This window comes from Chloroflexota bacterium, from assembly GCA_026708035.1.
Lineage (GTDB): Bacteria > Chloroflexota > UBA11872 > UBA11872 > UBA11872 > JAJECS01.
The window spans coordinates 36655-47891 of the sequence record JAPOVQ010000019.1 but is presented as its reverse complement, the minus strand read 5'-3'; the positions used below and the strand labels follow the sequence as shown (position 1 = coordinate 47891).

9 protein-coding genes and 1 pseudogene are annotated in these 11237 nt (G+C 67.4%); 5 read left to right on the top strand and 5 right to left on the bottom strand.

What is annotated here, in order from left to right; genetic code table 11:
- Positions 1 to 22: 22 nt before the first annotated feature.
- A complete protein-coding gene (locus OXG33_08895; GenBank protein MCY4114039.1) occupies positions 23 to 2503 on the bottom strand; it encodes a hypothetical protein in 2481 nt (826 codons plus the stop codon).
- A 12-nt stretch (positions 2504 to 2515) separates the two neighbouring features.
- The gene (locus OXG33_08890; protein MCY4114038.1) at positions 2516 to 2944 is read right to left on the bottom strand and encodes a hypothetical protein; all 429 of its coding nucleotides are present in this window, start codon (positions 2942 to 2944) and stop codon (positions 2516 to 2518) included.
- A 270-nt stretch (positions 2945 to 3214) separates the two neighbouring features.
- Here OXG33_08890 and OXG33_08885 point away from each other — a divergent pair, with 270 nt between their 5' ends.
- Positions 3215 to 4738: a hypothetical protein gene (locus OXG33_08885; GenBank protein MCY4114037.1), complete on the top strand. Its 1524-nt coding sequence runs from the start codon at positions 3215 to 3217 to the stop codon at positions 4736 to 4738.
- Positions 4739 to 4797: 59 nt separating this feature from the next.
- Positions 4798 to 5739, top strand: a complete 942-nt coding sequence (locus OXG33_08880) for an aldo/keto reductase (GenBank protein ID MCY4114036.1) — start codon at positions 4798 to 4800, stop codon at positions 5737 to 5739.
- Between the two features lie 223 nt (positions 5740 to 5962).
- Here OXG33_08880 and OXG33_08875 read toward each other — a convergent pair whose 3' ends face one another.
- Complete coding sequence (locus OXG33_08875) at positions 5963 to 6790, bottom strand: PmoA family protein (GenBank protein ID MCY4114035.1); 828 nt, start codon at positions 6788 to 6790, stop codon at positions 5963 to 5965.
- A gap of 63 nt (positions 6791 to 6853) precedes the next feature.
- Complete coding sequence (locus OXG33_08870) at positions 6854 to 7939, bottom strand: phosphotransferase (protein MCY4114034.1); 1086 nt, start codon at positions 7937 to 7939, stop codon at positions 6854 to 6856.
- Positions 7940 to 8297: 358 nt separating this feature from the next.
- On the opposite strand from OXG33_08870, the gene OXG33_08865 reads away from it, so the two are divergent.
- The 3 genes from OXG33_08865 to OXG33_08855 all read left to right on the top strand — a co-directional run bounded on the left by OXG33_08865 (position 8298) and on the right by OXG33_08855 (position 10921).
- Positions 8298 to 9218 (top strand): sugar phosphate isomerase/epimerase, encoded by a 921-nt coding sequence (locus tag OXG33_08865; GenBank protein ID MCY4114033.1) that lies wholly within the window; start codon positions 8298 to 8300, stop codon positions 9216 to 9218.
- Between the two features lie 621 nt (positions 9219 to 9839).
- The gene (locus tag OXG33_08860) at positions 9840 to 10109 is read left to right on the top strand and encodes a hypothetical protein (protein MCY4114032.1); all 270 of its coding nucleotides are present in this window, start codon (positions 9840 to 9842) and stop codon (positions 10107 to 10109) included.
- A complete protein-coding gene (locus OXG33_08855; GenBank protein MCY4114031.1) occupies positions 10106 to 10921 on the top strand; it encodes a phytanoyl-CoA dioxygenase family protein in 816 nt (271 codons plus the stop codon). Before OXG33_08860 ends, OXG33_08855 begins: the two co-directional genes overlap by 4 nt.
- Positions 10922 to 10930: 9 nt before the next feature.
- Here the strand turns inward: OXG33_08855 and OXG33_08850 are convergent.
- A pseudogene (locus OXG33_08850) lies at positions 10931 to 11065 on the bottom strand (antitoxin, Phd family protein).
- Positions 11066 to 11237 lie beyond the last annotated feature (172 nt).

The following is an 11237-nucleotide window of genomic DNA, read 5'->3' as shown; positions in this document are numbered from 1 at the left end:
CGCCCGGCCGTGCGCGCAGGATTTAGCTTGTTCCGCAGAACGGCAGGCCCAGCCCAGTGAGATCGCTAAAGACGAGATCAAGCAGACCGTCGGGAATGCATCCCGTCAATTGGTTGCCGGCGAGTTGCACCCACGTGAGATGGGCCAGGTCTCCCAAGCCAGGTGGAATCTCGCCGCTGAGCTGATTGCCCTCGAGCAACAGGTCTTGCAGGTTGGCGAGGTTCCCGAACTCGGCGGGGATCGGCCCCTGCAATTCGTTGAACGAAAGGCTCAGCTTGGTCAGATTGGTGAGGCGGCCCAACACCGGCGGGATCATTCCGCTGAACTCGTTCGCCAACAGCACCAGCTGTTCGAGATTGGCGAGACCTCCTAATCTTGGCGGGATCGCACGGCTCAGGCGGTTATTCGCCAAATCCAGCACGGCGAGATTGGCGAGGTCGCCCAACGCCGGTGGGAGGTCACCACGTAGGGCGTTGTTGTCGAGCCGTAGCTCTTTCAACTTGGCGAGGTTGCCGAGCTCGGGCGGGATTCCGCCGCGCAGCTGGTTATCGCCGAGGTCCAGCACGGTGAGACCGGCGAGGCCGCCCAGCGCAGGAAGAATGTAGCCGCGCAGCCGGTTACCTTCGAGTTGCAGCTTTGAGACCCGGCCGCCGTTGGTGGCGACGCCGTGCCAGTCGCTGAGCGGCGCGTCGCTGAGCCAGTTGGTGCTGTTCGTCCAATTGGGGCCGTCGGTGGCGTGGTAGAAGGCGACCAGCACATCGTGGTCAGAGGTGGGCTGGCGGTCGGCGGTTTCACCGCGCGCCGATCCGGTCGTGGCGCAGAGCGGCAAGCCAAGCGCGTCGAGGTCGCTGTCCTCGATATCCCGCAGCCCGTCGGGGATGCACCCCGTCAGCTGGTTGCCACCGCTGAGCCTGAGCCACCGCAGGTTGGCAAGGCGGCCCAGCTCGGGCGGGATCGCGCCGCTGAGCTGGTTTCTCGCGAGTCCCAGCTGTTGCAGTTTGGAGAGGTTGCCCAACTCGGGCGGTATCGCTCCCTGCAGTTGGTTGTCCCAAAGCGCCAGCGTGCCGAGATGGGTGAGGTCGCCCAACTCAGGCGGAATCGTCCCTTGGAGCTGGTTGTCAAAGAGCGCCAGCGCGAGCAGGTTGTCGAGGCTGCCCAGCTCGGGAGGGATCGTCCCACCCAACTGGTTGTGCATGAGCAGGAGTTCTTCGAGGCGCGTGAGAAAGCTCAGCTCACGGGGAATCGTTCCGCTCAACGCGTTGTCGCTCAGCCACAGTTCCCGCAACCTGGCCAGGTGTCCCAATTCCGGCGGGATCTCCCCAATCAACTGGTTGGTCTCGAGCCTCAATATCTCCAGTTGTGACAGCTCGCCCAACTCCGACGGAATCTCTCCCCGCAGCCCGTTCTGACTGAGCTGCAGCTCGGTCACTCGGCCGCTGTCGTTCGTGCGAACGCCGTGCCACTCGCTGAGCGGCGCGTCGCTGAGCCAGTTGGCGTTGTTCGCCCAAAAGGGTCCGTTGGTCGCCTGGTAGAGCGCAATCAGCACGTACCGGTCCGGGCTGGACCGGGGCGTGGGCGTAGGTGTAGGCGTCGGCATGGGCGTGGGCGCTGCGGTCCGCCGAGGATCCGGGGTCGTCGTGGGTGTTGGGGCTGGCGAGGGGGTCGGTTGGGTCGATATCGCCGGGGTTGTGGTTTGGCGGCCTTGGTTTCCGGCAGCCTCGCAAAACGGCAGCCCGAGCTGGTCAATATCACTCGCCAAGTCTTGCAAGGCGTCCGGGACGCAGCCCGTGAATTGGTTGCCGCCACTCAAGCTCACGTATGCCCGTCCGGCAAGATTGCCCAACTCCGGCGGGATAGCGCCTGTCAATGAGTTGCGATGGAGCAGCAGCCGTACCAGCCGAGGGAGGCTGCCGAGGTCGGGAGGAATTGGTCCAGTCAAGTTGTTGTCATTGAGAAACAGCTCGCTCACGTTGGCGAGTCCGCCGAGCTCGGGCGGAATGGATCCGGAAAGCTCGTTGTGATTGAGCGCCAACTCCCGCAGTTCGGAGAGACGTCCCAACTCGGATGGAATGCGCCCGGTGAGGGTGTTCGCGTTGAGACGCAACACCCAGAGATTGGAGAGGTTGCCCAACTCGGGCGGAATCGCGCCGCTGAGCCGGTTGCGCTCAAGTGCCAGGATCCCCAGTCTTCCGAGATTGCCCATCTCGGGCGGTATTTCACCGGTGAGTCGGTTGCCCCACAGCACCAGGTATCCCAGGTTGGCCAGGCGCCCTAGCTCGGGCGGGATCGTTCCGCTGAGCTGGTTGTCTTCGAGCGCCAGATCTTCCAGCTTGGCAAGTCGGCCCAACTCGGGCGGAATCGCGCCGACGAGCTGGTTGTCATTGAGCACCAGCGATTTCAAGTGGGCCAGATTGCCCAGCTCGGCAGGGATGGCCCCGTGCAATCGGTTGCCCCAGAGCGAAAGCTCCGCAAGCTTGGACAGCCGGCCCAACGCCGACGGCAACTCTCCCCGCAGCTAGTTCTCACGCAGCAGCAGTTTGATGACCCGGCCGTCGTCGTCGTCCGTCGTTACGCCGTACCAGGTGAAGAGCGGCGCGTCGCTGAGCCAGTTGGTGTTGTCCGTCCAGTTCGGACCGTCGGTCGCGTGATAGAAGGCGATCAGCGCTTCGCGGTCGGTGGCGGGGGAATCGGCCCGAGTCTGGGCCGCGTCCGTCACCGGACTCGGCGAAGGTGTGGCGGTCGGGGTGGGGACTGGCGTCGGCGTCGTTTCGGGCGTGGTCGTGGGGCTCAGGATCAAAGGACTGGGCGCGGGCATTGGTTCCGGCGTGTCGGTCGCATCACCGCAAGCCGCCGCCGCCAGTGCAAGGACGATCGAGAGCGCGAGCGCGGCTGCGCGAATGGTCAGCGGGCATCTCTCCGTGGGGTCACTCGTGCGGTACGGCACGCGCGGACCTGCGACTGTAGGAAGCCTCTGAATAGGAAGCGCCTCATTTCGTGCAAGAACCCAATCCGTTCGATAAGCCCATCGACAAGCTCAGGGCGAACGGATTGGGGTATTGCCAATGCCCCGATTTCGACCCTTCCTAGCGACAGGTTGACACAACTGCCACTCTCCGAATCCCTGGGGTCGGCCTGGCATCGCCAAGGCCAGTTGGCCCGACCCCCGTGGCCGAACGCTACGCTGGGGCGTCGCACGCACTACCTCCGAGGCGCCATGTTTCTCGCCTATGCCCCCGATCGGATCGCCAAGGACATCGGCGCCGATCGCCAGCTCTTCATCGACGACGACGTGGTCGCGGTGGTCAAGAACATCACCCGCCGCTTCCACCACCCGGTCAAGCACCCGGCCAACCCCCTGATCGAGAACGATCAGCCGTGGGAGGTGGTGCCCTATTTCCGCAGCTGCTCGTTCAACGTCCTGCAGGATCCGGAGGACGGGCTCTTCAAGTGCTGGTACGAGGACTATCCGAACTATTGGGGCAGCAAGGGCGTCCCGCGCCTGGGCAGCCGCATCTACTACGCCGAGTCGACCGACGGCATCACCTGGGAGAAGCCGCTGCTGGGGCGCCACACCATCGACGGCCGGGACACCAACACGCTCATCGTGTCGCCGGACGCCAACGACGAGTCCACCCTGTTCCCGTCGATCATGCTGGACCCGATCGAGACGGACCACAGTCGCCGGTTCAAGAAGGTCCACGTCTACCGCGTCGGCAGGCGGGGGATGGGGCTGGGCCTCGCGATGTCGGGCAACGGCCTGGACTGGACCCGCCATCCCGCCAACCCGATCATCCCGGAGTGGGCGGCCGACTGCCAGGTGCTGACCTACGACTCGATCGATGAGAAATACGTGCTCTGGGGCCGCTACGGCGACTCCGCGGGCGAGGCCTGGCACCCCGAGTTCGACCACTGGTTCGCCCCCGTGTGGCCGAGCCAGCCGGAGGGCGTGTGGGGCACCCGCCGCCGCGTTTGGCGGCAGGAGAGCCAGGACCTGGTCAACTGGTCGCCTGCGGAGTTGATCTTCGAGCCCGGCGCGGCGGACAACCTGGACGACGGGCACTACAGCTTCGTGCCCTGGCGCGCGGGCGAAATGCACCTGGGCATCCTCAACATGCTGCACACGGTGGACGACACGCTGGACCTTTACCTGCACTACAGCCGCGACGGGCACAACTGGCATCGGTTCAACGACCACCGGCCGTTCATCCCGCGCGGTCCCGAAGGGTCCTACGACGCGCTGGACAACGAGACGACGGTGCAGCCGCTCGTGGTCGGCGATGAGCTGTGGTTCTACTACGGCGGCAACAACATTCACCACGACTGGTGGATCATCGGCAGCGGGCAAGGTCTGGACGTGCCGGAGGTGCACGACCCGAGCATCGCCGAGAACGGCCACCACCTGTGCCTGGCCACGCTGCGCTTCGACGGCTACGTGTCGCTGGACGCCACGGTGCGCGAGGGTTACGTGGAGACCAAGCCCGTGAGGCCGTCCGCCGGCCAGCTTTTCATCAACGCCCGCTGCGAGCCGGGCGGCTACATCGAAGCCGAGGTGATGGACCCCTACAACGACGTCTGGCCGGGATTCGAGCGCTCCGCCTGCCAGCGGTTCGAGGGCGACAGCATCCGCCACAACCTCACCTGGTCAGGCGGCGCGCCCGGCGACCTGCGGGGCGGCCTGAAGCTGCGCTTCCACCTGCGCGGCGCCGAGCTGTATAGCTTTGGCTTCGGCAGCGACTGACGCGGCTGCTGGCGCGTCCGGTACCGTGACGGCCTGAAGGGCGGCCACGGGAGAACGCCATGACGGAACGAGAGCTTGGGTCGACGGGCATCCGCGTGAGCAGCCTCTGCATGGGGTGCTGGGAGATCGGCGGTCTGTCGTGGGGGCCGATGGCCTCGCTGGATGCGGTGGCGCTTGTGCGCGCGGCGTTCGACGCGGGCATCACGACCTTCGACACGGCGGAACAATACGGCGGCGGACGCAGCGAGACCGTGCTGGGCAAGGCGCTGGAAGGCGTGCGCGGCGAGACGGTGCTGGTGACCAAGGTCGGGTACCTGCCCGGCAGCGACGGCGCCCAGGACCTGCACCTGGACTACGAGCCCCAAGACTTCTCTCCGTCACGCATTCAACAGGCGTGCGAGCTGTCGCTGCGGCGTCTGCGCACGACCTACATCGACGCGCTGCTGCTGCACGACCCGCCGCTGGACATCGTGCGGCAACCCGAACCGTTCGAGGCGCTGCGGCGCTTGCAGCAGGCGGGCAAGATTCGCTGGTGGGGCGTGTCCGCGTCGGCCCCGGCCGCGGCCGAGGCCATCCGTCTGTGGGACGCGCCGGTCGTCGAGTCCCCGTTCAGCCTCGCGGACGACGGCGTCGCTCGACACGTGCTGCCGCTGGCCGCCGAGCGCGGCACGGGCGTGCTGGCAAGGTCGCCGTTCGGCAGCGGCGTCCTCATGCTCGACGAGGCGGGCATCGACCGCCTGCCGGTCACCGACTGGCGCCGCCGCGAGTCCTTCCGCAATCGCGTGCGCCAGCTGGCCGGCCTGCGCGAGCGCCTGCATGCCACGGCGGACGCGCGGGACGAGCCCGCGCACGAGACGGCCATTCGCTACGTGCTCGGGCACGAGGCGGTGTCGTGCTCGATCGTCGGCATTTCGAGCGAGCTGGACATCCAACGCAACGCGCCCGCCGGGGAACCGCCCCACCTTAGCGCCAAGGAGATCGTGGAGCTGCAGGGAGACTAGGAAACCTCCGGCGAGACTCATTCCGTTTCACGCGGACCCACTCGTCATTCCGTCGGAAGCCGGAATCCAGGTCCGCTCAATCTCGCGCATGAAGTTCGGGCGGGTTTGAAACCCGCCCCTACCGGACGATGCCGATATCTCCCGCCGGCAGTCGGTCGGGACGGAGGTGGTTCCGGACACTCCAGACGGCGCACGTCTGCCAGCCGACGTCGATAAGCCGCCGTCAGCCCTGCTCCGCCCGGAACCGCTGGAAGAGTCCGTCGATGTCCATGTCGTCCGGTCCGCCGTCGTGGGCCACGAACCGCGCGCCGAGGGTGAAGGACTCCCCCGGGTCCAGCGTCATGGCACTGTGCCGCCACGGTCCCACGTAGATCGGGCCGTAGTCGCGCGTGAACCAGGGCGTATCCGCGACCTCGGGATAGGGAAAGATGGCAATGCCGGCGACGTGGTCGTTCGTGACCGGACCGGAGTAGTCCACCCAGTCCGCGTGCGTGTCGAACGTCGCGGGCTCGTTGCGGGCGCCCGTCGCGCTGAGAATCTCGCCGCCGTCCAGGACGTCGATCTGGTCGGCGATGCGCAGAGCCAATCCGGCGTCTTTGTCCTGGCCGAACTCCACCGGCGCATCCGGAGCCGTAAGGGTGGAAACCACGTCCACGGCCACGTGACCGGCCCAAAGGCGCACGCCGGTCCGACGCCGCTCGCCCAGCACCAACCCGCCATCGCCGTCGACCCACTCGATGCGCTGATCGAATTCGACACCCTCGGCTGAGACATCGGTCCGGGTGTCGCGGACCAGGATCCGCGGCGGTGGAAAAATGCCCAGCGTCTCGGGGGCCCAGAAGTTGAGGCCGTTGACGTCCGTGTGCCCGATCCAAAGCGACAGATGGTGCGGGTGGTCCGCCGGACCGGCCTGCGTGACCAGGTGGCCGTGCACGGTTCGCACCGGAAAGACATAGGGCCGATAGAGCCCCTGCTGCACGGCCGCCAGGTACCGCCCATCGGCATATACCTTCAGCTGGCGCTGGCGCTCGAAGACCTCGTAGGTGGGCATGGCCGTCCTGATTGGGTCGGTCGATTGACAGGCAGTCTACGCAAGTGGACGTGACGGCTCCGACTACGACGCCACCAGCCCCACGCAGTCCAGATCGACAACCGCGCCGGCGATGCGTTCGGCCAGGACGTCGAACACCGACCAGCCGGCTGTGCCTTCGGGCAAGACTCGCGTCGTAAGCACGACGATGCGCGAGAGCACGTCCGCCATGGCAAGCCGGTAGTCGGTCAGGCACTGCTCGGCGGTGTAGCCGGTCACGCCGCCATGCGCCAGCGCCTGCCGATAGGCGCGCAGCGTGTCCATTTCCAGCCAGCGCCGCGTGTCGCGGTCCGTCGCCGACACCAGGAAATAGGCGACGTCCATAAGGCCCGGCCCGCGGAGCATCACCTGCCAGTCGACAAATGCCGCCGGAGCGCCGCTTCCGCCCGCGGCGAACATCACGTTGTCGGGGCGGAAGTCGCCATGCAGCAGGGTCGGGGACGCCTGGGACAAAGCGCAGCGCACGGTATCCAGGCCGTCGAGCAGTGCGGGTCCGACGCGGTTGCAAAGGCCGGGGAACTGACCGCGATATCGGTCCACGAACTCCGGCCACGCCTCGCGGCAGATTGCGTGGCGCGTGGCGGTCAGATCGGCGAACTCGGGTATCCAGTCGAGTGAGGCGAGCGCCGGGCTATCCCACCACGCGGCGTGCATTCCGGCCACGTTGGCGACGGCTGCCTGGCACTGCTCCGGGGAGCATCCCGCCGCCGGATCGCCGGCGCGGGCCGGGGCGAGGTCTTCCAGCAGCAGGACGTAGCGCTCGCCGTCGTGGGCCGCGAAGTGGAGCGACGCGGTCGGCACGCCCGCTCGAACGGCCAGCTCGCGGTAGAAGCGGATTTCGCGCGATGCCGCGCCGATGCGCTGGATCAGCTCGCGCGTGATGGCGTTTGGGCTGTGCAGCTTGACGATGAAGCTCGGCGGTGCGCCGTGCGCCTTGCCGTCATAGGTTGTCCGCAGTCGCCGCAACTGCCCGGCGAACCCCTGGCTGCCGCCAAGTGGTTCGACCTGCACGGACGCAACCGCTCCATCCGTCAGCATCCCGCTCGACTGCAGCGCGCGCGTGAGCCAGGCCGCGTCGATGGCCGCCGCGTCGGCGGGAATGTCAGGCATGGGCGGTTTCATGAAGGGATCGAGCGAAACACTGCCTACTCATGATGCCTGCCTCCGGGTGACCAGCTCGCACAGCAGCGGCCGCTACTCCGTCATTCCGGCGAAGGCCGGAATCCAGTTCGGTCGAATCTCGAGGCACGCTGAATGCTTGGTGTCGGGCGGGTCTGAGACCCGCCCCTACCCGACTTTGCCGTGGTCTCCCGTCGCGGGAATGCCGGACGGGTGTGCAACGGCCTCTGGAAATGGGAATCCGGGCTCACCTCGTTCGCGGGGCAACAGCACTCGCCGCACCCCGGCACGCTGTGGACGACTACACTCTGGCCGCGCCACCCACACAAGCCACCCGCAGGCCCCCGCCATGCCCAACCACGCATTCACCTACAGCCTGGTGATCAACGAGGTCAGCGACGACCTGGACCAGTCCATGTCATTTGCTCGGACCCACGGCATGACGGCCCTCGAACTAGACACGGTGTGGGGCGTGCCCATCGAGACGGCTGACGCCGACGACCACGCGCGCGTCCGGGACGCCCTGCAACGCACGGGACTGGAACCGGCCATGGTGCTCTCGCCCGCCTTCAAGGCCCTGCGGCTGGCCGACGCCGATCCGGAGGACATCGCCTCGCTGCCCGGCTGGCGCGAGCACCTGGACGAGCTCGAAGCGGCGATGGACTTCGCCTCGGCCATCGGCTGCCCGCGCGTGCGGCTGTTCACCGGACGCCGCGACGTGGGCGGCGACAACCCCAGCCCCCGCCTTCCCGACGGGGGCGGCCTGCCCGCCGCGCGCCGGGCCGCGATCCGGGCGATCTTGCTGGATGCCGCCGGTCGCGCCGAGGACGTCGGGCTGACGCTGTGCGTGGAGAACGTGCGGAGCTGCTTCGGGAACACCGGCCGCAACACGGCGGCGATTCTGGCGGCGGTGGACCATCCGTCCGTGCGCGCCATCTGGGACCCGGCCAACGACTTCGTCTCCGGCGGCGATGACTTTCGCGCCGGGTACGAGGCGGTCAAGCCCTGGATGGTCCACGTCCACGCCAAGGACGCCATGGAGGTCGATCCTGCGACCGGGCTCACCGCGTGGACCGCCATCGGCCAAGGCGACCTGGACTGGCCGGCCCAGATTCGCGCCTTGATCGACGACAGCTACGACGGCCACATCAGCCTGGAAACCCACTGGCACCCCGAAGGCCGCAGCCGCGCGCAGAATTCCCACGACTCGTTCATGGGCCTGCGCCGGGCGGTTCAAGACGCTGCCGGCCTCGGCTCCTCTGGGAGTTGACAGGCGTCAGCCCCCTAATCCTCGATCGAATCCTTGCCTATCCGTCAATCCGTGTCGGGACGGCCCTCGTGGCTGCCCTCTTCACCGGCGGAATGGGCGCCCACTAGGGGCGCCCCTACGCGGCGGCCGCGACCGTGGGCGCAATCTCGGGCGTCGGAGCCCCTCACCCCGACCCTCTCCCCGTGGGAGAGGGAGCCGGATCCCAGTGGGCACAGTGGGAAATCCGTCAGGCAAAGGGTGCCCACCCGGGGCGCCCCGACGAATCCAGGCACAGGCCGCTCGATGGTCGAGGACCGGTATGGGACCAAAGTCCGGTCCGGTCCCCTCTCCCGCGGGGAGAGATGCATGCACAGGCCGCTCGCTGGGCGAGGACCGGTGTGGGGTCAAGGGTCGGTCCGGTCCCCTCTCCTGCGGGGAGAGATGCATGCACAGGCCGCTCGCTGGGCGAGGACCGGTATGGGAAAAAAGTCCGGTCCGGTCCCCTCTCCCGCGGGGAGAGGGTTAGGGTGAGGGGATAATCGGCTATCGGCCCGCGCACAATTTCCGCAACGTTGGATAATGGCCCCGGCACACCGCCGCGATCCGGCGTATCCGACCGTGCGGATCGACCCGAGGGGGGACATGGCCGAGGAACGCCAGCAAATCCTCATCCTGCATGCGAACAGTCTCAACCTCACGGCGCCGGTGGTGGCCTGGGCGCTGTTCGACGGCGCGCAGCCCAAAGACGAGCAGATGAAGACCGGCGACGCGGACGAGCCGCCCTACGGCAGCGTGTTGGACGCCATGCGCGATGGCTGGCGCGTCATCCAGCTACCCCAACCGCCCAGCGAGATTGATCCCGGTTATCTCGACCACGAATTCGTGCTGGAGAGGATGGTGCCCGCCCCATGACTACCGCCGCCCCGCCCGCCGAGACCGCCGCGCGTCTGGATATGCGCCAGATGGCCCAGTTCGTGATGGACGGGTTCATCGAGTTCGACGACCTGGTGCCGGAGGACCTCAACGCCAAGGTCTACGAGGAGCAGCTTCGCGCGCCCACCGACGCCCGCTGGGAGCCCAAGATTCCCGACGCGTTCCTGGACACCTCGCCCGCCACGCAGGCCGTGCTCGAGCTGCCGCGCGTGAAGGCGGTCCTCGCCACGCTCATGGGCCCGTCTTACATCCACGACCACTCCTATCTACACATCACGCCCGCGGGCCAGCGAAGCGCGCAGTCCTGGCACGTCGATCACGATCGGGACGGGCGGCGGCTGACGCGCGAGGACTTCTACCGCTTCAACATCCTGATCGCCTACTTCACCCACGACGTGCCGCGTGAGATGGGCCCCACGCTAATCCTGCCGGGGTCGCACCTGCGCCAGGTAGGCCACGACATCGCGCGCTACCGCAACATCGTCGGACAGAAGCACCTCTCCGGTCCCGGCGGGCGCATCGCCTTCATCCACGACGCGATCTGGCACTGCGCCCAGCCGAACCTCACCGACCAGCCGCGCTTCATGTTCAAGGTGCGCTACCACCCCGCCGAGCCGCAGCGCGGGCACTTCGACGCGACCGGCTGGGACAGCCACGACATGTGGGAATTGTTCCGCGACAACGTGAACCGCCACGCCTGGCAAGGCTCCGCCAGCGACCAGGTCGCCGCCGTCCGCGACGACTGGTGGCGCTACCTCTGCGGGGCGGACGTCGAGGATGTAGCGGCGTAGGGGGCGAGGTCAGGCGGTCGGTTGACGCTTCCGCAGCCGCGCGACGACCTCGGCGGCGGGCTGAACCTCACCCGCTGCGATCTGCCGGTCGCCCAGGGCCAGGATCTTGAGCAGCGCCAACGTCTCCTGCAGTTGCTCGTAGCTGATTGGCTGGATTCGGTCAGATTGCCGCACGGCCCGCCTCCCTTCGGACCATATGTAGACCAGATTTCGCCTCGACCACGCGACGGTCGAGCGCGCAGTGTGTTGTCGAAGCGGCGTCCACGGTGCTCGCGAGCCCGCGCGGGTCGCGATAGGCCTGGCCGGTCGCTATGTT

What these genes read in the sequence shown, in the direction of transcription:
- OXG33_08860 (MCY4114032.1), top strand. Translation starts at nt 9,840, where the DNA reads ATGGCCGAGGAACGCCAGCAAATCCTCATCCTGCATGCGAACAGTCTC.
- OXG33_08870 (MCY4114034.1), bottom strand. Translation starts at nt 7,939, where the DNA reads ATGCCTGACATTCCCGCCGACGCGGCGGCCATCGACGCGGCCTGGCTC.
- OXG33_08865 (MCY4114033.1), top strand. Translation starts at nt 8,298, where the DNA reads ATGCCCAACCACGCATTCACCTACAGCCTGGTGATCAACGAGGTCAGC.
- OXG33_08885 (MCY4114037.1), top strand. Translation starts at nt 3,215, where the DNA reads ATGTTTCTCGCCTATGCCCCCGATCGGATCGCCAAGGACATCGGCGCC.
- OXG33_08880 (MCY4114036.1), top strand. Translation starts at nt 4,798, where the DNA reads ATGACGGAACGAGAGCTTGGGTCGACGGGCATCCGCGTGAGCAGCCTC.
- OXG33_08855 (MCY4114031.1), top strand. Translation starts at nt 10,106, where the DNA reads ATGACTACCGCCGCCCCGCCCGCCGAGACCGCCGCGCGTCTGGATATG.
- OXG33_08875 (MCY4114035.1), bottom strand. Translation starts at nt 6,790, where the DNA reads ATGCCCACCTACGAGGTCTTCGAGCGCCAGCGCCAGCTGAAGGTATAT.